This window comes from Parasphingomonas zepuensis (assembly GCF_036663735.1).
Taxonomy (GTDB): Bacteria; Pseudomonadota; Alphaproteobacteria; order Sphingomonadales; family Sphingomonadaceae; genus Sphingomonas.
Genome location: NZ_JAXOJO010000001.1, coordinates 1,315,900 through 1,335,549 on the forward strand (window position 1 = coordinate 1,315,900; position 19,650 = coordinate 1,335,549).

At 66.0% G+C, this 19,650-nt stretch carries 21 protein-coding genes; 11 read left to right on the plus strand and 10 right to left on the minus strand.

Annotation, left to right across the window (positions count from 1 at the left end; translation table 11 throughout):
• Positions 1 to 23 precede the first annotated feature (23 nt).
• The 4 genes from U1769_RS06355 to U1769_RS06370 form a co-directional block, all read right to left on the minus strand.
• On the minus strand, positions 24 to 692 hold the full coding sequence (locus U1769_RS06355; RefSeq protein WP_332713487.1) for a hypothetical protein: 669 nt from the start codon (positions 690 to 692) through the stop codon (positions 24 to 26).
• A 130-nt stretch (positions 693 to 822) separates the two neighbouring features.
• Positions 823 to 1,974, minus strand: coding sequence for a diguanylate cyclase domain-containing protein (locus U1769_RS06360; RefSeq protein ID WP_332713492.1), 1,152 nt, complete (start codon positions 1,972 to 1,974; stop codon positions 823 to 825).
• 374 nt (positions 1,975 to 2,348) lie between these two features.
• Positions 2,349 to 2,735, minus strand: coding sequence for a hypothetical protein (locus U1769_RS06365; protein ID WP_332713495.1), 387 nt, complete (start codon positions 2,733 to 2,735; stop codon positions 2,349 to 2,351).
• Between the two features lie 584 nt (positions 2,736 to 3,319).
• Positions 3,320 to 3,904, minus strand: coding sequence for an outer membrane beta-barrel protein (locus U1769_RS06370; RefSeq protein WP_332713498.1), 585 nt, complete (start codon positions 3,902 to 3,904; stop codon positions 3,320 to 3,322).
• A 224-nt stretch (positions 3,905 to 4,128) separates the two neighbouring features.
• On the opposite strand from U1769_RS06370, the gene U1769_RS06375 reads away from it, so the two are divergent.
• Together U1769_RS06375 and U1769_RS06380 are read left to right on the plus strand one after the other, a co-directional pair.
• The gene (locus tag U1769_RS06375; RefSeq protein ID WP_332713501.1) at positions 4,129 to 4,536 is read left to right on the plus strand and encodes a VOC family protein; all 408 of its coding nucleotides are present in this window, start codon (positions 4,129 to 4,131) and stop codon (positions 4,534 to 4,536) included.
• A 71-nt stretch (positions 4,537 to 4,607) separates the two neighbouring features.
• A complete protein-coding gene (locus tag U1769_RS06380) occupies positions 4,608 to 5,369 on the plus strand; it encodes a DUF4272 domain-containing protein (RefSeq protein ID WP_332713504.1) in 762 nt (253 codons plus the stop codon).
• A 3-nt stretch (positions 5,370 to 5,372) separates the two neighbouring features.
• On the opposite strand, the gene U1769_RS06385 is transcribed toward U1769_RS06380, so the two are convergent.
• Complete coding sequence (locus U1769_RS06385) at positions 5,373 to 5,801, minus strand: VOC family protein (protein ID WP_332713507.1); 429 nt, start codon at positions 5,799 to 5,801, stop codon at positions 5,373 to 5,375.
• 117 nt (positions 5,802 to 5,918) lie between these two features.
• Between U1769_RS06385 and U1769_RS06390 the strand changes: the two genes are divergently transcribed.
• Positions 5,919 to 6,452 carry a 2'-5' RNA ligase family protein gene (locus U1769_RS06390; protein ID WP_332713509.1) on the plus strand — a complete coding sequence of 178 codons (534 nt, stop codon included), beginning with the start codon at positions 5,919 to 5,921 and terminating at the stop codon, positions 6,450 to 6,452.
• Here U1769_RS06390 and ung read toward each other — a convergent pair.
• The 4 genes from ung to U1769_RS06410 all read right to left on the minus strand — a co-directional run bounded on the left by ung (position 6,444) and on the right by U1769_RS06410 (position 9,206).
• Entirely contained in the window at positions 6,444 to 7,145 is a 702-nt protein-coding gene (gene ung / locus U1769_RS06395; protein WP_332713512.1) for a uracil-DNA glycosylase, read from the minus strand. The two genes, U1769_RS06390 and ung, sit on opposite strands and share 9 nt — an antisense overlap.
• Before the next feature lie 69 nt (positions 7,146 to 7,214).
• Positions 7,215 to 7,523 carry an alkylphosphonate utilization protein gene (locus U1769_RS06400; RefSeq protein ID WP_332713515.1) on the minus strand — a complete coding sequence of 103 codons (309 nt, stop codon included), beginning with the start codon at positions 7,521 to 7,523 and terminating at the stop codon, positions 7,215 to 7,217.
• Between the two features lie 4 nt (positions 7,524 to 7,527).
• A complete protein-coding gene (locus tag U1769_RS06405) occupies positions 7,528 to 7,653 on the minus strand; it encodes a hypothetical protein (RefSeq protein WP_332713517.1) in 126 nt (41 codons plus the stop codon).
• A 524-nt stretch (positions 7,654 to 8,177) separates the two neighbouring features.
• Positions 8,178 to 9,206, minus strand: a complete 1,029-nt coding sequence (locus U1769_RS06410) for a phospholipase A (protein WP_332713520.1) — start codon at positions 9,204 to 9,206, stop codon at positions 8,178 to 8,180.
• A 93-nt stretch (positions 9,207 to 9,299) separates the two neighbouring features.
• On the opposite strand from U1769_RS06410, the gene hisN reads away from it, so the two are divergent.
• Positions 9,300 to 10,082 (plus strand): histidinol-phosphatase, encoded by a 783-nt coding sequence (hisN, locus tag U1769_RS06415; RefSeq protein WP_332713522.1) that lies wholly within the window; start codon positions 9,300 to 9,302, stop codon positions 10,080 to 10,082.
• Between the two features lie 10 nt (positions 10,083 to 10,092).
• On the opposite strand, the gene U1769_RS06420 is transcribed toward hisN, so the two are convergent.
• The gene (locus U1769_RS06420) at positions 10,093 to 12,267 is read right to left on the minus strand and encodes an AsmA family protein (RefSeq protein ID WP_332713525.1); all 2,175 of its coding nucleotides are present in this window, start codon (positions 12,265 to 12,267) and stop codon (positions 10,093 to 10,095) included.
• Between the two features lie 158 nt (positions 12,268 to 12,425).
• Between U1769_RS06420 and rpmI the strand changes: the two genes are divergently transcribed.
• The 7 genes from rpmI (at position 12,426) to U1769_RS06455 (ending at position 19,510) form a co-directional block, all read left to right on the plus strand.
• A complete protein-coding gene (gene rpmI / locus U1769_RS06425; protein WP_055841668.1) occupies positions 12,426 to 12,629 on the plus strand; it encodes a 50S ribosomal protein L35 in 204 nt (67 codons plus the stop codon).
• 17 nt (positions 12,630 to 12,646) lie between these two features.
• Positions 12,647 to 13,012, plus strand: a complete 366-nt coding sequence (gene rplT / locus U1769_RS06430) for a 50S ribosomal protein L20 (RefSeq protein WP_272623763.1) — start codon at positions 12,647 to 12,649, stop codon at positions 13,010 to 13,012.
• A gap of 94 nt (positions 13,013 to 13,106) precedes the next feature.
• A complete protein-coding gene (gene pheS, locus U1769_RS06435) occupies positions 13,107 to 14,261 on the plus strand; it encodes a phenylalanine--tRNA ligase subunit alpha (RefSeq protein ID WP_332713541.1) in 1,155 nt (384 codons plus the stop codon).
• Positions 14,258 to 16,621 carry a phenylalanine--tRNA ligase subunit beta gene (gene pheT / locus U1769_RS06440; protein WP_332713544.1) on the plus strand — a complete coding sequence of 788 codons (2,364 nt, stop codon included), beginning with the start codon at positions 14,258 to 14,260 and terminating at the stop codon, positions 16,619 to 16,621. Before pheS ends, pheT begins: the two co-directional genes overlap by 4 nt.
• The gene (locus tag U1769_RS06445) at positions 16,618 to 17,022 is read left to right on the plus strand and encodes a hypothetical protein (RefSeq protein ID WP_332713546.1); all 405 of its coding nucleotides are present in this window, start codon (positions 16,618 to 16,620) and stop codon (positions 17,020 to 17,022) included. Before pheT ends, U1769_RS06445 begins: the two co-directional genes overlap by 4 nt.
• A 23-nt stretch (positions 17,023 to 17,045) precedes the next feature.
• A complete protein-coding gene (locus U1769_RS06450; protein WP_332713549.1) occupies positions 17,046 to 17,921 on the plus strand; it encodes an aldose 1-epimerase family protein in 876 nt (291 codons plus the stop codon).
• 17 nt (positions 17,922 to 17,938) lie between these two features.
• Positions 17,939 to 19,510 (plus strand): peptide chain release factor 3, encoded by a 1,572-nt coding sequence (locus U1769_RS06455; RefSeq protein ID WP_332713552.1) that lies wholly within the window; start codon positions 17,939 to 17,941, stop codon positions 19,508 to 19,510.
• The last annotated feature ends 140 nt before the right edge of the window (positions 19,511 to 19,650 follow it).

Here is a 19,650-nt window from a genome sequence, read left to right on the forward strand (position 1 = left end):
GGGTGATTCCAGCCAGTTCTGCTCTAGCGTGCCCGGCCCTGCGTCAGCTGCCGTTCGCACAGGCCAGTCGGATGCCAGTCATGAGTCAGGGTGGTGGGTTGCCTGGCGCCGTCGTGGAGGATCAGCGCGAAGCCGCGCCGCGGCTGCTGGCCGATGGCCATCAACAGCATCGGCGGCCCGGCGCGGATCATCAGGCTGTTCCCCGGCCCGCGCCCCATCTGGACGCCCTCCGGCGTCTCCAGGCACGTGTCCCCGCTGACGGCGTAAAAGGCTTCGGGCCCGGAATGCACATGCAGCGGCGCGGTCATGCCCGGGGTGAAGACGGAGCGCAGATATTCCGCCGTGTAGCGCGGTGCCGGATCGAGCGGGAGCGGACCGAGCCGCGCGACATGGCGACCGTGCTTCGCCCGCCATGCGCGCGGCGCGATCGTGAACAGCCAGATCTTGTCGAACGCCTCCACGATGGTGCCGTTGGCGGTCAGGCTGTCCTGCGCCGCGGCTTTCGACGGGAAGCTGTCGAGATGCCAATAGACCGATTTCCTGTCCACGCTCGGCAGGTCCTTGCGCGCCAGCAGGCAGGCCGGGCCGGGTGCTTCATCGAGGCCACAGGGCCGTGTCGTCGCCTGTCCGAAAGCGGGCCCGGTAACGAGGAAAGCGGCAACGCAGCTCAACAGGCGAAGTGGGGGGCTCATGCGCGACTCCATCGCGGGTGATGCCGCAATGTCTCCCTTTCCGGCATTTTCCGCAATGTTACGCAACGCCTCAACTGTGAGCCAAGGGCGACCTGCGCGGTTGCGGCGCCCAGGAGCGCCCCCGCGCCCTTCACGCCACCCGCAGCACCGCCGCCTGGCCCATCGCCCGCCCCTTGCCGCTGCGCTTGGCCGCATACAGCGCCTCGTCGGCCGCCTGCAGCAGCCCGTCCAGGTCGAGCCCGCCGGCGGGATAGGTGGCGAAGCCCAGGCTGCCCGAAACCGGCAGCATCAGCGCGCCGATCTGCGCGGGCTGGCACAGCCGCAGGACGATGCTGGTCAGCCGCGCATCGATCGAGAGCCCGCCGGTTTCCCCGCGCAGCATCAGCACGAACTCGTCGCCGCCCAGCCGTCCGGCCATCGCGCCCGGCCCGGCATGCGCCGTCAGCCGCTCCGCCACGATCTTCAGCAGCGCGTCGCCGACATGATGGCCATGCGTGTCGTTGATCTGCTTGAACCCGTCGAGATCGATCAGCGCCACCGTCACCGGCTCGCCGCTCTGCCCGGCCTCGGCCAGCGCATCCTCGATCGCCGCGCAGATGGCGTGGCGGTTGGCCAGGCCGGTCAGGGCGTCGCTATGCGCCAGCGTCTCCACTTGCCGGTGCAGCGCCAGCATCGCGATCGTCTGGCGATGATAATCGCGCAGGAAGCCGATCTTGAGCAGCGCCACGCTGCTCATGCTCCCGCCCAGTGCCATGGCCATGAAATCGCCCGAGGCGATCATGGCGATGCCCGACGGAAGGATACCGATCAGCAGGGTCGCGATCGATGCGAAGCGCAACGGCGCCAGGCAATGCGCGATGCTGAACGTCCCGAAGGCGAGCGAGACCGGGATCAGCAACGGAAAGCCCAGGCCCTGCACGAAGCTCAGCACGCTGAAGGCGCTGACCACCGCGACTGAGCCAGTGGCGGCGATGTTCGTCCCCCGCAGGAAGCGCGCCGTATCGCCGGCGCCAACCCCGCGCGCGTTGCGGCGCTGCCACAACAGGATCCGCCACAGGCAGAAGGCCGCGACGCCGGCCGTCCAGCCATAGAAGCGCAGCGGCACGCCCTGGTGCCACAGCACATAATCGACCAGCGCCAGATTGGTCAGCGCGAGGAGATGCAGGATCGGGATCTGGCGGTGGATATTGGCGAGCTGGAAAGCGGTCAGGCTGTCGCGCAGTGCGGCCGGCACTGGTGGAAACCAGATCCGCCACAGCGCAAGGCCGCGATCGTTGAACATCCCTGATCGCATGATTGCCCTTCGCCCGACGGAGCGCCGGGCTATCGGCCAACATGGTAAACACATGGTAAAGGGCGGATAGTCCAATCTGCAGGCCGCATATGCACAAGCCGCGCCGTTTCGGACTGGCAAGGAAGATCAGGGTCGCGCCGAGGCGCGGAGATACGGATATGGTCTGCGCGATGCGTTCGATCGCATCTGGAAACCTCCGCGCATCCTCTTCAGGATTTTCGCGTCCCGCGCGACGCGCCGGATGCGATCGCCCTATCTCCCGGCAACGGGTGGGATCACCATGGCGGCGGTGCGATGCCGGGAACTGGGCAGCGATTCCTTCCGCCTCCGGCTCCCTGCGTCCCCGTCGCACACCGGCGGTGTCAGCCCGCGATGCCCTCGCACGACCGGAAGGAGCGTGCCTGGCGCACCGAACGCAGGCCATGCCCGTTCGAGGGCAGCGCCGGGCCGGCATCATTGGCGGCGGGGAGCATGAAGGCGCTCTCCAGCGCCGCGCGGTTGATGCCGTCGGGCGCCACGGTGCAGGGGAATTTGGTCCGCAAGCCCTGCAGCGCCGCTGCCTGGGCGAGGGTGCGTTCCTTCAGCCGCTGGCCGACCGAACGGCGGACCGGCAATCCGGCGACGATCTTGATCCAGCTGTTCCAGCTGATGCCCAGCCGCCGCATCACCTCCGCCTGCGATCCGACTAGGGGTTCCAGATCTTCCACCAGCTCGCGGTTGACGATGCACATTCCCGATTGCTGCTGCATGATAATCGTTCCTCGAAGCGCTGTTGGCCGACAAATGTCGGGTTGATTGCCCTCCGGCGTGCGGCGATCTGCCGTGCGCCCGAAGAGCAGCCGCGCCTCTCATGGGGGATACAATCCCCCAAACATCCCCCCGAATGTACTGCGCCCACTATGTTTTGGTTTTATTAAATATTCGCGTCACTTCGAACTTCGGACAAGTAAGGCTTTCGGCACCTTCATCACACCAGATATTCATCTGCCAAGAATTGCCACGAACCGCGGCAATCGCAGGCGGAGATAGTTGCTCCCGGATCGGCCCAATACGCCGCAGGGGCCATGGGGATACGTGGAACATCCATTTTGGTACCAGATAGCGCGCGATGATTCTCATCAAATCATCACGATTTCGACGCCGCGCGCGGTATATTCGTGCGCATACTGCCAATCATTGCAGGATTCCGGCGTGGCCGGATCAAGGTGCGAAGGAAAGTGATTCGTGCGGGCCGCGCATTGCCCACGAAATGGGGAGCCACGGAAAGGGGCCCCACGAAAAAGGGGCGCCCGTTGCCGGACGCCCCTTCCATCATGCGATAGGGTGCGAAAGATCAGAAGCGCACACCGACTCCGCCGAGCGCCTGGCGGCGCTGCAGCCCCACGCCGTAGAAGTCGCCATAATCGCCGTAGTTGATCTCGAGCAGGCCATAGGCATTCTTGCCGAAATTCACGTTCACGCCGATCGCGCCCTGCACGCCGCCCTGGCTCTCCGAGCCCGAAGCGGTGCCGACGCTGGCGCTGAACTTGATGCGGGCATAGCCGAGCTTGCCATACACCAGCACCTTCGGGGAAGCGACGAAGCCGATCCGGCCGCCGACGCCGAGATTGCCGTCTTCCTTCAGGCACGCGCCGCCGTCGCACAGCTTGACGCTCGAGAATTCATAGGTCGCATACGGACCGACCACGACCTTGTTGCCGGCCTTGATGTCGAAACCGATCTCGCCGCCATAGGAAGCCGCGCTGCCGATCTTGTAGACATCGTCGTCGTCGGAAATGGTCGGCGTTTCGTAACCGAGGCGTGCTTCGAGGCGGATGCCGTCAAAGTCCTGCGCGGCGACCGGCTCGGCGTCCTGCGCAAAGGCCATGGCGGGCGCGCACGCCAAAAGAGCGGCGCCAAGCACCAGATATTTTTTCATGATAGTGTCCCCCAGATACGGACGAAAAACGTCCAGCAATCCCAATCCCCTATAGTTGATCGGATTGGGCGAGTGCCGCCTAATATTAAGCCCGTCCTTCGTCCAGCATTAATTTGCACCTGATTTGGGACATGTTGGGGATGGCGCAGAATGACGTTCGTTGGACAGAGCAAAACAAGGTTTATTTTATAATCCAGATTAGGATGCTATTCTGATCGAGATTAATGGCCCAGTCCCTTGCCCATGTCGCCCTGGTCGTCCGCGACTATGATGAAGCGCTTGCTTTCTATGTCGGCAAGCTCGGTTTTTCCCTCGTCGAGGACAGCTATCAGCCGGCGCAGGACAAGCGCTGGGTCGTCGTCGCCCCGCCCGGGGCCGGCCCCGGCGCCACCACGCTCCTGCTCGCCCGCGCGGCAACGCCGGAACAGGCGGCGTTCATCGGCAACCAGGCCGGCGGCCGCGTCTTCCTGTTCCTCGCCACGGACGATTTCGCGCGCGATCATGCCGCGATGATCGCGCAGGGCATCGCCTTCGTTCGAGAGCCGAAGGTCGAGCCTTATGGCACCGTCGCGGTATTCGCGGATCTCTACGGCAATCTGTGGGATCTGGTGCAGTTCGCGGACGGGGGGTGATCTGTCCCCGACCCATGGCTCTGGTCCGAATCACGGCCTGTCGCTAGGCTGGGCTCATACCGGGAGGGTGCATGAAGATCGCCGTCACCATCGCCGTCCTCGCTGTCATGGTGCTCGGCGCCTGGGTCCTGTTGGCCGGCCGGGCGCCGCCGGCAAAGGCGCAGAGCTTTGAGCAACGCTATCCGGATCTCCCGAAGGATGCGGTCGCGCGCCGCTCGCGCTCCAATGCAGTGATGGTGGCTCAGCGCGTGCCAGTGAATAGCTGGCTCCCCGTCATCGAATCGGAAGCTGAAGCGAAGAAGCGCCCGGCGCGGCAGATCACGATGCGTGCGATTGCGACGCTCGCCGTGGCGCTCAAGGGGGAGGGGCTCGAACAGGGCCCGGTCGACGGGATCGTCCGGGACTATCATCTTGCGACGGTGCTGACCCCCGATGAAAAGGCGTTCATCGCCGCCGCCGCGCCGAGCGAGCGGGACCGCGTGAAATTCTCCTGGCGGTACGAAGCTGCCAATGTCCTGCTCTGGTCGCTCGGCTTCGTCGATTCCCTGGGGCCGCCACGCACCGCGGTCGATCCGGCAGTGCTGGTCAGGCTGCTCAAGGAGAACAGTGCCGAACAGCTCGTGGCGAAGGCGCGGTTGCGGCCGATCGGGGACATCCTCGATCAGGCGGACCTGATCTATCGCTATCGCTGGGCGCTGGTCGATGCCCGGATCAACGGGAAGCCGCCGCCGTCGGGCCTGAATGACGATGTCGCGATGGAGCGGCATCACGCGCTGAACTGGCTGATCGGCTCGATGGATCAGGATTGGGACGATATCTCTCTCGATACCTGAACGTCAGATCCAGCCCGGCGCGTGGACCAGCTCCAGCTTCATCCCGTCCGGATCCTCGAAGAACACGGCATAATAATCGCCCGAATATTCGGGATAATGGGCCGGCGCGTCGAGCACCGTGATGCCGCGTTCGATCAGCAGCGCATGCAGCCGATCGACGTCGCCCCGGCTTGCCGCGCGCCAGGCGAGATGGTGCAGCCCCGGCGCATAGCGTTGGTGGCGATATCCGGCGAGCGAGGGATGGCATGGCCTGAGCCCAAGCGACGCGCCGCGCCCGTCCGGGCCCCTGTCCCATTCGCAACCCTCCGGGCCGTCCTTCACGCAGGTGTAGCCGAGGAAATCGAGCACTGGCCCATAGACGGCCTTCGATGCGGCGATGTCGCGCACGTTCAGGTCGATATGATGGAATCCACCCCGGTTAGTCTCGCTCATCCTGTCCTCTCCTTGCGATCGCGGCCGCGAAAGCGACGTGCCGAGTCGCGGACTCGACTCCCTTCTCAGCGTCAGAACATAATAAGAACATCATTGATCGATTCGCAAGGCTGTCCCATGCTCCATCCACCCGTCCACCGCTTGTTCTATGCTCTTCGCCCGCCGGAAGAGGCGCTTGGCTATCTCGCCGACCAGCAACGAGAGTTTGGCCCTGGCCGTGAAGTACGCGGGCCCCATCTCCATCTCACTCTGGCGATCACGAACGACTTCGCGGTCTTTCCCGATCGCCAGGAGGAGGTGATGAGGCGGATCGGGGATGCGATCGTCGCGCATCAGTGTCCCGTGGTCCTCGATCAGGCCGTCGCGAGCGGGCGGTCGGTGATGCTCGCGCCGAGTGAGACGCTGCATGCGGTCGAGGCCCTTCACCTGCTGTTGCGCGCCGGCATGCGGGCCGCGCAGGCGCGCATGCGCACGGGCTGGCGGCATAGCCCGCACATGACCTTGCTGTACCGCGATGGAAAACCGTTCATCCTGCCCGTCCCCGCGATGAGCTGGCGCGCGACGGAGTTCTTCCTGGTGCACAGCCTGGTTGGCCAGAACCGGCATGAAATCAGGGCGCGCTGGCCGCTTGCTGCGCCAATGCTACACTGACGCCGGCAGCGCCCAGTCGATCGGCTTCTGCCCATGGCTGGCCAGGAACGCATTGGCCTTGGAGAAATGCTTGCAGCCGAGAAAGCCGTTATGCGCCGATAGCGGGGACGGGTGGGCGGCCTTCAGCACCAGATGCCGCCCGCCGCGATCGATACTGTCGACGAACGCTGCCTTTTTCTGCGCGTAGCTGCCCCACAGCATGAACACGACTGGCTCGGGCCGCGCGTTGATCAGCCGGATCACCGCGTCGGTGAAGCGCTCCCAGCCGCGGTCGCGGTGCGATGCGGCCATGCCCATCTGCACCGTCAGCACGGCGTTCAGCAGCAGCACGCCCTGCTGCGCCCAATGTTCGAGAAAGCCGTGGCGTACCGGCGGAATGCCGAGGTCGCTCGCCAGCTCCTTGTAGATGTTAACCAGGCTCGGCGGCGGCCGCACGCCGGGCTGGACGGAGAAGCACAGGCCGTGTGCCTGCCCCTCGCCATGATAGGGGTCCTGCCCCAGGATCACGACGCGCACATCCTCGAGCGGGGTCAGGTCGAGCGCGCGGAACCACTCGGTGCCCTTGGGGAAGATGCGTTTGCCCGCTGCCTTCTCGGCGACGAGATAAGCCTTGAGCGCCACCATATAGGGGCTGTCGAATTCGGCACGGAGCGGTTCGAGCCAGCTCGGATGGAGTTTGACGTCGTTGCTCATCGGGCCCCCGCGCTCATCGCCAGCGATCTGTCGGACAGCGCCCGCGCCTGTCAACCACCTGCGCTGACGCTAGCGCTTGCGCACGAACTCGGCGCGCAGCACCAGGCCCTTGATCCCGTCGAACCGGCAATCGATTTCCTGGCTGTCGCCGGTCAGGCGGATCGACTTGATCAGCGTGCCGCGCTTGAGCGTCTGTCCGGCGCCCTTGACGGTCAGGTCCTTGATCAGCGTCACCTGGTCGCCATCGGCGAGCAGATTGCCCACCGAATCGCGGACTTCGACCGTATCCGCGCCCGTGGCGGCACCGGCTTCGGCGTCGGCCGCGCTGATCCATTCGCCGCTTGCCTCGTCATAGACGAAGGCGTCGTCGTCAGCCATCGAGTCAGCTCTTCAGCGTCGTCATTTCGACGGCCTTGCCCTTGCTCGAAGGGTTGGCGGCGATGGTCTTGGTCTTTTCCGCCTTGGGCTTGCGGACTTCCTTGTTCGATTTCTTCTGGCTCTTGGCCATGGCGGCGGTTCCTTTGCGGGCGGGTCGCCCGGGTGGAACCTACACGCTTCGCGCCCGGTTCGCCCGCATAATCGCTGCGGGCGGGCGCTTTCAGCAGAAGGGGCGGGTCTTCAGCCGATGGCGCCGACGGCGGCGAACTGGCCGAGGATCAGGACGGCGGTGGTCGCGAAGGACGCGAAGCCGATTGCAAAAGAGCGAGTCATTTCGTGAGTCTTTCGTGCGGTGTCGGCGATCAGGCGATCGGAACGACGGGGACGGCGGCGCTGACCATCAGCGCGGTGAAGAGCAGGGCGCCGGCGAAGGAGAGCGCGAGCTGCTGGACATTGGCAAAACGGATCGACATGGTTTCATTCCCTGATGTTGGCGTTCCGGACCGTCCGGCCGCCGATGCCAGGGTGATTGCAGAGACCGTGCCAAACTCGCAAAGCCTTGAAATTGCTAGGGCGCGCGCCCACAGCGTCGCCTGAATGGTAAAAACACCGCAAAGAATGTAGGAATTTTCGCCAACTAATGGCGTGGCCACGTTATCGCGTGAAGGCGATTCCTAACCGGACATGGGTGTGCCGGTCGCGATAATCGCTGATCGCTTCGCCATATCCGGAAAACGCCTGTCCGAACAGATAGATAGGCGGCAACTTGTTGGAAATCGCGATCAGCGGATAAGACAGATAAGCCTCCGCAGCACCCTTTCCCGTGTACGGAAACCCCCGTCCGGTCACCGCCAGCTTCAGCCCGTCCCTCTGTCCGACCGAAGCCCCCAGCGCGCCGTGACCCCAATAGTGATCGAGATCGGACGCGATTCCCCGCCGCCCGACATAGAACCAGGCCTCCGGCGCCAGCTCCAGATCCCAGCGGTCCCCCAGCCCGAACCGCTTGGTGCCCCGCACGAAGATACGGTTCACGTCGATCGACCCCGCCGTGCCGAGCCCGTTCGAATCATGGCGATAGCCGAGGCCGAGCGTCGCGCTGCGGTCGAGCGGCAGGTCGACATAGACTTCCGGGCTGTAATTGGTCGCCCGGAACGGTCCGGACGGCTCGCCCAGCGCCCAGAACATCGTCTGGGTATAGGCGAAACGGAGGCTCGGCCCGTCCTCTCGGCCCAGCGCGCGAAAGGCGAAGCTCAGCTGCAGCTTGCCGCCCGCATCGCCCGTCCCGAACGCGCCGTAGACCGGCTCATGGGCACTGAACCGCTCGACAAAGGCGCCCGACGATCCCGACGAATCCGTGGCGACCCGTTCGACGGCGACTGTCTGGGCGACAGGCGCAGTCTCGGCCAGCCGGTAGAGGCGCCTCGCAAAGGCGCCGGGCTGGACGATCGGCGCTTCCTCCGGCGCGAGGATCAGGTGCAGCCGGGTGCCGTCCCCGGCCACCGTGTCGAGCTCGCCCGGTCCCTCCGCCGGCACGGGCGCGCTGCCCTCGTTGAGCAGGAACACATCGACCCCGCGCCGCGCGGCCTCGGCCGAGGCGGGCGGTTCGACCAGCGGCCGGAGCTGGGCGGCGGCGGGCGCTGACAGGAGCATGGCGGCGCCGGCGGCGATCGGGGAAATGCGCATCGCCGGATTGATGCCAGCGCTTTGTTACGGACGCGAGTCCGAACTGGCGTGCTGGGGCTGGCGAAGCGCCGACCGCCCGGCTAGGCCAAGGCGATGCGAGTCACCGATGCCGAAATCGCCTTTGCCGAAACCCTTGCCGGCCTCGCCGGTGCGGCGATCAGGCCCTATTTCCGCAACAGTCATGGCCTCGAGGCCAAGGCCGACGCCTCGCCCGTCACGCTCGCCGACCGCGCCGCCGAACAGGCGATGCGCGCCGCGATCGAGGCGCGCTTCCCCGACGATGCGATCATCGGCGAGGAATATGGCGTGCGCGAAGGGACCAGCGGACGCGCCTGGGTGCTCGATCCGATCGACGGCACCCGCGCCTTCATCTCGGGCCGCCCGATCTTCGGCACGCTGATCGCCCTGGTCGCGGAGGGCTGGCCGGTGCTCGGGGTGATCGACCAGCCGATCCTCGGCGAGCGCTGGACCGGCGTGATCGGCCGGCCGACTCTGTTCAACGGCAAGCCCGCCGCGACCCGCCGCTGCCCGGATCTAGCCCAGGCGCTGCTCGCGACCACCTCGCCCGCGCTGTTCGGCGACGACCAGCTTCACGCCTTCGAACATCTCGACGCGGCAGTGATGAGCACGGTGCTGGGTGGCGATTGCTATAATTATGCCTGCCTGGCGTCGGGCTGGCTCGACATCGTCGTCGAGGACGGGCTGAAGCTCCACGATTTCGCCGCGCTGGTCCCCGTCGTCGAGGGCGCCGGCGGGCGCATGTGCGACTGGGCCGGCGATCCGCTCACCGCCGATAGCATCGGCGAGGTCGTGGCGGCCGGCGATCCGGCCCGGATCGAGGATATATTGGAAGCGCTGGCGTGCCGCGGGCACTGAGCCCGCGCCCTTAGAACACCCCCAGGAACTTCTTGCGCTGATCCTTGCGCTCACCCGACGTCTTCTTGCCGCTCTCGGCCTTGGCCGTGGTGCCGCGGCCGACATCGTCGCGCGGCTCGCCCTTGGTGGTGCGCTGCGCCTTGGCCGTCGCACCCGACAGCACCGGCCCGCACGCCGCGCTCTTCGCATCCCCGACATCGACAAAGGCGAGCACCCCGGCAAGCGGGGTCGCGACCAGGGTCAGCCCTAGCCCGACCCCCGCGCGCGTGAGAAGTTGCGGGCTGACGACATTGATTCCGGGCTTGGCGAAATAGCCGTTCAGCCCCACCGGCGACTGGCCGGAGATGAGGCTGAACTTCTTGCCGTCGGCGCGGAAGGCGAGATCGAGCGATTCGTTCCGGAAGCTGAACCCGCCGCGCCCGAGGATCACGTTCTTGCGCGTGTCGATCAGGATCGGGTCGGCCGCCGCGATGCCCCGCCGCACGGTAAAGGCGACCAGACCGCAGTTGATCCGGACCGGCTCCTTCAACTTGCCCTGGAACATCTTGTACACGAAGGTGCCGAGATCGAGCTCTGACAGCTGGACGTTGCGCGTCCAGAAGCTCCCTGCCGGGATGATGAACGCGATCCGCCCGCTCGCGGTCGACAGCGACTTGTGGACCGTGTCGCCGTCGCCGCTGAGCTGGAGCCGCCCCTTCACGGTGCCGCTGGTGCCCGATTCGTCGACGCCATAGCCCGCGAGCAGCACGCCCATCGGCGTGGGCGCCAGGCGAATGTCGTAATCGGTATGGACAAGAGGCGTACGCGCATTGATCTTGATGTCCGACGCGACATGGCCGCGCGCCATCTCGAACGTCAGCGGCGATAGCGTCAGCAGGCTGTTGTCGAGGGCCAGGGTGAGGTCGATGTTCGACACCGGCACGCTCTCCGCGCGCAGCCTGCGCACGGTATAGCGCACGTCTGCGTCGAAATTGCGCAAGGCGTCGACGCGCAGCCTGGCATCGGGCAACAGCCTCGGCGTACCGTTTACCTGGGTGATCACGCCGGCCTTGCCCTTGGCCGCGACGATGTCGGGATTATAGCCGATGAACGGCGCGACATCGACGATGTCGAGCGTCCGGGTGGCGAGCGTCGCGGTGATCTTCAGCCGCGGCTCGATCATCAGCACGGTCACCTTGCCCGCAATGTCGCTGTCGCCGAACCGGCCGTGCAGCCCGGTGAGGCGATATTCGTCGCCCACCTTGGTCAGCGCCGAATCGAGCCGATAGGTCCGTGTCTCGGGGAGGGCGACCCCGATGATGCTGAACAGATCGGCGATGTTGCGGCCGCGCGCGGTGACCTTGAGGTTGGCGCCTTCGATCCGGGTCGGCGCATCGAGCGTCCCAGCCACGTCGATCGCGGTACGCGCCGCCTTGATGTGGAGCTCGAGCTGGTTCTTGCCGTTGGTGACGGTCGCGTTCGGCGTCAGCATCGCGCCGGTAAGCGTGAAGGGGGTCTCGCGCACCCGCCCGGTTCCGGTGAACTGGATCGAATTGGCGAAGCGCGTATCGGAGGCCTCGATCGTCTTGAAGGCGATATCGGTCGAGAGCCGCAACCTGGGATCGATATAGCGCAAGGTCGTGCCGGCCAGAGTCGCCTCGCGGATCAGCGGCAGTTCGAGCGGCTTCCCCTTCTTCTCGCTGAACGTCCAGGTGTTGATCTTGTGGTCCTTGCTCCATTCGAGATCGACCGCGCCGTCGACCATGTCGAGCATCTTCACCCGCCGGTTTCCGAAGATCAGCGGGAAGGTGGCGATGCGCGTGTCGATCCGCTTCGCTTCGAACAGATTGGGCTTGCTCGCCCAGTCCGGGTTGGAGATCGTCATCCCCTCGGCGACGAAATGGATGTCGATCGGATCGAAATAGAGCTGGAAGTCACCCGGCACCTTCACGGTGCGATGCGTCATCGCTGCGACGGTGCGCTCGAACGGGTGTTTGAGGAACCGGCCCTTGGTGATGTAGAGGATCAGCCAGGCAAGGAAGAGCGTCGCGATCACGCCCAGCACGATATTGCGCGCGATTCGCCATGGCCGCGACAGGCGCCCCCTTTCCTCCGGCGGCGTCGCCGATTCGGCTGCGACGGGGGCCTGTTCGGGCGCGTCGGCAGCCGTTACGGGGGACGGAACGGGGGTGCGCGGTGAATCCATCGCCTTTTAACCTTCCGCGCACGCAGCAAGTTCCGAAAGGTTGCATTCGCGCCGTCCAGCCGCTATGCGCCCGCCTTTCCGCGAGTAAGAGGAACTGCCCGGCCGGTATGGGCTGCCGTGGCCGTTCATAGATCGTCGCGCATAAGAAGGAGACGAAAATGCCCAAACTCAAGACGAAGAGCGGCGTCAAAAAGCGCTTCAAGCTCACCGCCACCGGCTTGCTCAAGCACGGCGTCGCCGGCAAGCGCCACCGCCTGCTGCATCACAACGGCAAGTATATCCGCCAGAATCGCGGCACCAAGGTGCTTGCCAAGGCCGACACCGCAGCGGTGAAGGCCTGGGCGCCCTACGGTCTCGGTTGAGCGGAAGGAATTAGAGAATGGCACGCGTAAAACGGGGTGTAACCACCCGCGCCAAGCATAACCGGATCCTCGATCAGGCGAAGGGCTATTATGGCCGTCGCAAGAACACGATCCGCATCGCCCGCCAGGCCGTCGAAAAGGCCGGGCAATACGCCTATCGCGACCGCAAGGTTAAGAAGCGCTCGTTCCGGGCGCTCTGGATTCAGCGCATCAACGCGGCCGTCCGCGTCGAGGGCCTGACATATGGCACCTTCATGCACGGCCTGAAGCTCGCCGGCGTCGAACTCGACCGGAAGGTCCTGGCCGACATCGCGATGCACGAGGGCGCGGCGTTTAGCGCCATCATCGCGCAGGCGAAGGCGGCTCTGCCCCAGGCCGCCTGAGCGACCTGTAGCGACCGAAACACGGGGCGCGGGTGGTTTTCCACCCGCGCCCTTTTCGTTATCGGGCCTCAGGCCCGGCCAGTTTGAGGATGCCATGAACGATCTCGATCAGATGCGGGAACATTTGCTCGCTGCCATTGCGGCCTCGGGCGGGCTCGACGCGCTCGATACGGTGCGGGTCGGCGCTCTGGGCAAGCAGGGCACGATCACTGGCCTGCTCAAGACGCTCGGCGGCATGTCGCCCGAACAGCGGCTGAGCGAAGGCCCGCGCATCCAGGCGCTGCGCGAAGCCGTGACGACGGCGATCGCCGACAAGAAGGCAGCGCTTGACCGCGCCGAGCTCGACGCACGCCTCGCCCGCGAGACGCTCGACATGACGCTCCCCGCCGACGGCGTGGGTACCGGCAGCGTCCACCCGGTCAGCCAGGTGATGGACGAGCTGGCGGAGATCTTCGCCGATCTCGGCTTCGCGGTCGCGACCGGCCCGGAGATCGAGGACGACTGGTATAATTTCACCGCGCTCAACATCCCGGAGACTCATCCGGCGCGCGCGATGCACGATACTTTCTACTTCCCAGCGCAGCCGGAGGCGAGCACGGCCGGCGACGGGCAAAGCCCGTCGTCCGACGGCGAGCTTGGCTCGCCGCGGGCCGCGCTCGGTTCCTCGCGGATGCTCCTGCGCACCCACACCTCCCCGGTGCAGATCCGCGCGATGCAGGCGGCGGGCGGCAACAAGCCGATCCGCATCATCGCGCCCGGCCGCACCTATCGCTCGGACAGCGACGCCACCCACACCCCGATGTTCCATCAGGTCGAGGGGCTGGTGATCGACAAGGGCATCACGCTCGGCCATCTCAAATGGACGCTCGAGACCTTCCTCAAGGCCTTCTTCGAGCGCGACGACATCGTCCTGCGCCTGCGCCCGAGCTATTTCCCGTTCACTGAGCCGTCGGCAGAGGTCGATGTCGGCTTCAGCCTCGTGAACGGCAAGCGCGTGATCGGCGGGTCGGACGGCTGGATGGAAGTGCTCGGCAGCGGCATGGTCCACCGCACGGTGATCGAGGCCGGCGGTTATGATCCCGACGAGTGGCAGGGCTTCGCCTTTGGCTGCGGCATCGATCGGCTGGCGATGCTCAAATACGGCATGGACGATCTGCGCGCCTTCTTCGACGGCGATGTCCGCTGGCTGAAGCATTATGGATTCGCGGCGCTCGACGTGCCCACTTTGTCCGGGGGAGTCGGGGCATGAAGTTGACGCTGAGCTGGCTGAAAGAGCATCTCGACACCACCGCCGATCTCGAGTCGATCGTCGAGGCGCTGACCCGTATCGGCCTCGAGGTCGAGGGCGTCGAGAATCCGGGCGAGAAGCTCGCCGCGTTCAAGGTGGCGAGAGTGCTCAAGGCTGCCCCGCATCCCCAGGCCGACAAGCTTCAGGTGCTGACGGTCGACGCGGGCGAAGGCCCGCTGCAGGTCGTGTGCGGCGCGCCCAATGCGCGTGCCGGGCTCGTCGGCGTGTTCGGCCTGCCGGGCGCGGTCGTGCCGTCCAACGGCATGGTGCTGAAGGTCGCGGCGATCCGCGGCGTGGAATCCAACGGCATGATGTGCTCGACCCGCGAACTCGAGCTGGGCGACGACCATGACGGCATCATCGAGCTGCCCGAAGATGCGCCGGTCGGCACGTCCTATCCCGATTATGCCGGCCTCAACGATCCGGTGATCGACGTCGCCATCACGCCCAACCGCCAGGATTGTATGGGCGTGCGCGGCATCGCGCGCGATCTCGCCGCGGCAGGCCTCGGCACGCTCAAGCCGCTGAAGGTCGATCCGGTGGCGGGCGAAGGCCCCGGCCCGGACGTGCGTACGGACGATACGGATGGCTGCCCGGCCTTTTTCGGTCAGACCGTCGCCGGCGTCACCAATGGCGAGGCGCCGGACTGGATGCGGCGCCGCCTCACCGCGATCGGGCAGAAGCCGATCTCGGCGCTGGTCGACATTACCAATTATGTGTCGGTCGATCTCGGCCGCCCGCTGCACGTCTATGACCGGGCGAAACTCTCGGGCGGCCTCGTCGCGCGCCGCGCCAGGGCGGGCGAGTCCGTGCTGGCGCTCAACGGCAAGACCTATACGCTCGACGAGACCATGACAGTCATCGCCGACGAGGCGCATGTCCATGACATCGGCGGCATCATGGGCGGCGCGGAGTCGGGCGTGTCGGCGGAAACGACGGACGTGCTGATCGAGTGCGCGTTCTTCGATCCCGATCATATCGCCCGCACCGGCCAGAAGCTCAGCCTGACCAGCGATGCCCGCGCCCGGTTCGAGCGCGGTGTCGATCCGGCATTCCTGGAGGACGGCCTGGCCATCGCGACTCGCCTCGTGACCGAGATTTGCGGCGGCAAGGCCAGCGGCGTGACGCGCGCCGGCACCCCGCCGGTCGCGCCCCGCACCATCGCCTATGATACCAACCGCGCCGAAACGCTGGGTGGTCTCGCCATCGCGCCGGATCGGCAAAAGGCGATCCTCGAAAGCCTCGGCTTCGTGGTCGATGCCGGCTGGAACGTGACGGTGCCGAGCTGGCGCCGCGACGTGGACAGCTCTGCCGATCTGGTCGAGGAAGTCATTCGGATCGAGGGCATCGACAAGGTGCCGCCAGTCCCGCTCGATCGAGTCCCCGGCGTCGCTCGGCCCACCGCGACGCCCGAGCAGAAGCTGGAACGCCGCGCCCGCCGCGCCGCCGCCGCGCGCGGCCTCAACGAAGCGGTGACGTGGAGCTTCCTGTCCGAGGCCGAGGCAGCGCCCTTCGGCGGCGGGGCGTGGAGCCTCGCCAACCCGATCAGCGAAGACCTCAAGGTCATGCGCCCGTCGCTCCTGCCCGGCCTGCTTGCCGCAGCGGCGCGCAACCTGAAGCGGGGCGCGCAGAGCGTGCGCCTGTTCGAGATCGGCCGTCGCTATCTTGCCGAGGCTGAACGCCCGACGCTCGGCGTCGTGCTCGCCGGCGAAGGCCGGGCGCGCGGCTGGCAGCACGGCAAGGCAGCGCCGTTCGACGCCTTCGACGCCAAGGCCGAGGCGCTGGCGCTGCTGGCCGCGGCCGGCGCACCGGTCGAGAATCTGCAGGTAATGGGCGAGGCCGGCGCGGCCTGGCATCCCGGCCAGTCGGGCACGCTCCGGCTCGGGCCGAAAACGGTGCTGGCGGCGTTCGGCATGGTCCATCCGCTCACCGCGCGCGCTTATGATCTCGACGGGCCCGTCGCGGCGGTCGAGCTGTATCTCGATGCGATCCCGGGCAAGCGCGCGGCCGGCTTCATGCGCCCCGCCTATGCCCCACCCGCGCTGCAGGTCGTGCGCCGTGACTTCGCGTTCCTCGTCCCCACCGCCCTGGCCGCCGACGCGCTGGTCCGTGCGGTGAAGGGTGCCGACAAGGCAGCGATCACCGCAGTGCGGCTGTTCGACGTGTTCACTGGCGCCGGCGTCGAGGAGGGCCACAAGAGCCTCGCCCTCGAAGTCACGCTCCAGCCGGGCGAGAAGAGCTTCACGGACGAAGAGCTAAAGGCAGTGGCCGACAAGGTCGTGGCGGCGGCGGCGAAACTGGGGGCGGTGTTGCGCGGTTGAGGATCGAACGCTTCCTTGAAGGCCTCGAGGAGAAGATGCGGGACCCGGACGATGTCGACTATATGTCGGTCATCGTGCCGGGCGATCTCGATCCGTTCGATCGCCTTTATCGCTTCAGCATCCATGTCGACGCCGAGCTGCGGCTGGCGGGGCTCGGATGCAGCGTGGGCGGCGGCACGATGTTCAGCGAGGAGGACGAGGACGGCGAAAGCGAGATCCTGTTCTGCGTGCTCGATGTCGATGCGACGGACGTCGATGGCGCGCGGGCGCTGCTGCGGCTGCATCTGCCCGAACTCGGCTGCCCGGAAGATACCATGATCCAATATGGCGAGGATCTCGAGGATCGGTATGACGGCGAGGACTGGCTATTGGCGCAGCCAAGGACAATCACCGACGATTGAGGTCGAAGCGAACGGAAGCTTGAATGCCTGATCTGATCGAAATCGCCTCTGCCGGCCTTTCCGCCGCTATCAACCCGTTCGGCGCCGAGCTCACCCATCTGCGCGACGCCGATGGTCGTGAATTGATGACGGACGCCGATCCCGCCTGGTGGACTGGCCACGCGCCGATCCTCTTCCCGATCGTCGGGCGCCTGAATGGTGACACCCTCAGGCTCGATGGCGTTGAGTATCCCATGAAGCAGCACGGCTTCGCCCGCCGCATGCCCTTCGCGGTGATCGAGCAAGGCGCCGACCGGGCCGTCTTCCGCCTCACCGACAGCGACGAAACCCGTGCGGCCTATCCCTTCTCCTTCGCGCTCGACCTTGCCTTCCGTATCCAGGGGGCAACGCTCGACATCACCGCGCGAATCGAGAATCGCGGTGAGACCGCGATGCCCGCAAGCTTTGGCTGGCACCCCGCTTTCGCCTGGCCGCTGCCTTACGGCGCGCCGCGCGAGGATCACCGCATCGTCTTCGACCAGGAAGAGCCCGATCCGCTGCGCCAGATCGTTCCCGGCGGCCTGATCGGTGCCGTCCCGCGCCCATCCCCGCTCGATGGTCGCACCCTGCCACTGCGCGACGATCTCTTCCTCAACGACGCGCTGATCTGGGATCCGGTCCGCTCCCGCCGCGTCCGCTATGGTGCCTCGACCGGCCCGCAGCTCGACATCGCCTTCCCGGATACGGCCAAGCTCGGCATCTGGACCAAGCCCGGCGCACCTTTCATCTGCATCGAGCCCTGGCACGGCATCGCCGATCCCGAAGGCTATGCCGGCGACTTCACCGACAAGCCCGGCGTGTTCGCGATCGCCCCCGGCAGCGACTGGGGCTGCGCACTGCACGTGACGCTGACCGCGTAAGCCGCTAGGGCGCCCCGATGACTGGAATCTCCGACCGCCGCACCTTCGCGATCATCTCGCATCCCGACGCCGGCAAGACCACCCTGACCGAGAAGCTCCTCTATTTCGGCGGCGCGATCCATCTCGCCGGCGAAGTGAAGGCGCGCGGCCAGAACCGCCGTGCTCGTTCGGACTGGATGAAGATCGAGCAGCAGCGCGGCATCTCGGTCACCTCCTCAGTGATGACGTTCGAGAAGGACGGCCTGACCTTCAACCTGCTCGACACGCCGGGCCATGAAGACTTTTCCGAAGATACCTATCGCACGCTGACCGCGGTCGATTCGGCGGTGATGGTGATCGACGCGGCGCGCGGTATCGAAGCGCAGACGCGCAAATTGTTCGAGGTCTGCCGGCTGCGCTCGGTGCCGATCATCACCTTCGTCAACAAGGTCGATCGCGAGGGGCGCGATCCGTTCGAGCTGCTCGACGAAGTCGCCGACATCCTGCAGCTCGACGTCTGCCCGATGAGCTGGCCGGTCGGCATGGGCAGCGATTTCGAAGGCGTGTACGATCTCTACGCCAACACGCTGAGCCAGCCCGAAGGTCCATCGCGCGAATATATGGGCAAGCCGCTCAGCTTCACCGGGCTCGACGATCCGGCGCTTGCCAGGGTCCTGTCCGAGGACGGCCTGAGGAAGCTGCGCGAGGAGGCCGAGCTGGCGCAGGGCGGTTATTCCACCTTCGATCCGGCGGCCTATCGCCACGGCGATCTCACGCCGGTCTATTTCGGCTCGGCGCTCAAGGATTTCGGCGTGGCGGAACTGATCGCCGCGCTTGGCCAGCACGCCCCCGGCCCGCGCCCGCAGCCGGCCGATCCGGTGCCCATCGCGCCCGATTATGCTGAAGTCACCGGCTTCGTGTTCAAGGTCCAGGCCAACATGGATCCGCAGCACCGCGATCGCATCGCGTTCATGCGGCTCTGCTCCGGCACCTTCAAGCGCGGCATGAAGCTGACCCCGACCGGTCACGGCAAGCCGATCGCGATCCATTCGCCGATCCTTTTCTTCGCGCAGAACCGCGAACTCGCTGACGAGGCCTTCCCGGGCGACATCATCGGCATCCCCAATCACGGCACGCTGCGCGTCGGCGATACGCTCAGCGAGAAAGCGACGATCCGCTTCACCGGCCTGCCCAATTTCGCGCCCGAGATCCTGCGCCGCGTCGCCTTGAAGGATCCGACCAAGACCAAGCAGCTGCGCAAGGCGCTGGACGACATGGCGGAAGAAGGCGTGACTCAGGTCTTCTATCCCGAGATCGGGTCCAACTGGATCATCGGTGTGGTCGGCCAGCTCCAGCTCGAAGTGCTGCTCTCGCGCCTCGATGCAGAGTACAAGGTCGATGCCGGGCTCGAAATGGCCCCGTTCGACACGGCCCGCTGGGTCTCGGCGGCGGACCCGGCCGACCTCAAGGCCTTCATGGATCTCAACCGCTCCTCCATGGCCAAGGACCGCGACGGTAACCCGGTCTACATGGCGAAGACGGCCTGGGACGTGGGGTATGTCGCGGATCGCTATCCCAAGGTGAAATTCGCGGCGACAAGAGAGCGCTGATCTTCTTAAAGCCTCTCCCGCCGGGCAGGGGAATCGCATATGGCGGAAAGAGGGTCTGGCCAATTTCGATAGATTGGATTCTGTAGCGTCTCCTGGGTTGCCCGGGAGGATTGGATGCGGGGTTTTCAGGAGCTATTCGA

What these genes read in the sequence shown, in the direction of transcription:
- U1769_RS06355 (WP_332713487.1), bottom strand. Translation starts at nt 692, where the DNA reads ATGAGCCCCCCACTTCGCCTGTTGAGCTGCGTTGCCGCTTTCCTCGTT.
- U1769_RS06360 (WP_332713492.1), bottom strand. Translation starts at nt 1,974, where the DNA reads ATGTTCAACGATCGCGGCCTTGCGCTGTGGCGGATCTGGTTTCCACCA.
- U1769_RS06365 (WP_332713495.1), bottom strand. Translation starts at nt 2,735, where the DNA reads ATGCAGCAGCAATCGGGAATGTGCATCGTCAACCGCGAGCTGGTGGAA.
- U1769_RS06370 (WP_332713498.1), bottom strand. Translation starts at nt 3,904, where the DNA reads ATGAAAAAATATCTGGTGCTTGGCGCCGCTCTTTTGGCGTGCGCGCCC.
- U1769_RS06375 (WP_332713501.1), top strand. Translation starts at nt 4,129, where the DNA reads ATGGCCCAGTCCCTTGCCCATGTCGCCCTGGTCGTCCGCGACTATGAT.
- U1769_RS06380 (WP_332713504.1), top strand. Translation starts at nt 4,608, where the DNA reads ATGAAGATCGCCGTCACCATCGCCGTCCTCGCTGTCATGGTGCTCGGC.
- U1769_RS06385 (WP_332713507.1), bottom strand. Translation starts at nt 5,801, where the DNA reads ATGAGCGAGACTAACCGGGGTGGATTCCATCATATCGACCTGAACGTG.
- U1769_RS06390 (WP_332713509.1), top strand. Translation starts at nt 5,919, where the DNA reads ATGCTCCATCCACCCGTCCACCGCTTGTTCTATGCTCTTCGCCCGCCG.
- ung (WP_332713512.1), bottom strand. Translation starts at nt 7,145, where the DNA reads ATGAGCAACGACGTCAAACTCCATCCGAGCTGGCTCGAACCGCTCCGT.
- U1769_RS06400 (WP_332713515.1), bottom strand. Translation starts at nt 7,523, where the DNA reads ATGGCTGACGACGACGCCTTCGTCTATGACGAGGCAAGCGGCGAATGG.
- U1769_RS06405 (WP_332713517.1), bottom strand. Translation starts at nt 7,653, where the DNA reads ATGGCCAAGAGCCAGAAGAAATCGAACAAGGAAGTCCGCAAGCCCAAG.
- U1769_RS06410 (WP_332713520.1), bottom strand. Translation starts at nt 9,206, where the DNA reads ATGCGCATTTCCCCGATCGCCGCCGGCGCCGCCATGCTCCTGTCAGCG.
- hisN (WP_332713522.1), top strand. Translation starts at nt 9,300, where the DNA reads ATGCGAGTCACCGATGCCGAAATCGCCTTTGCCGAAACCCTTGCCGGC.
- U1769_RS06420 (WP_332713525.1), bottom strand. Translation starts at nt 12,267, where the DNA reads ATGGATTCACCGCGCACCCCCGTTCCGTCCCCCGTAACGGCTGCCGAC.
- rpmI (WP_055841668.1), top strand. Translation starts at nt 12,426, where the DNA reads ATGCCCAAACTCAAGACGAAGAGCGGCGTCAAAAAGCGCTTCAAGCTC.
- rplT (WP_272623763.1), top strand. Translation starts at nt 12,647, where the DNA reads ATGGCACGCGTAAAACGGGGTGTAACCACCCGCGCCAAGCATAACCGG.
- pheS (WP_332713541.1), top strand. Translation starts at nt 13,107, where the DNA reads ATGAACGATCTCGATCAGATGCGGGAACATTTGCTCGCTGCCATTGCG.
- pheT (WP_332713544.1), top strand. Translation starts at nt 14,258, where the DNA reads ATGAAGTTGACGCTGAGCTGGCTGAAAGAGCATCTCGACACCACCGCC.
- U1769_RS06450 (WP_332713549.1), top strand. Translation starts at nt 17,046, where the DNA reads ATGCCTGATCTGATCGAAATCGCCTCTGCCGGCCTTTCCGCCGCTATC.
- U1769_RS06455 (WP_332713552.1), top strand. Translation starts at nt 17,939, where the DNA reads ATGACTGGAATCTCCGACCGCCGCACCTTCGCGATCATCTCGCATCCC.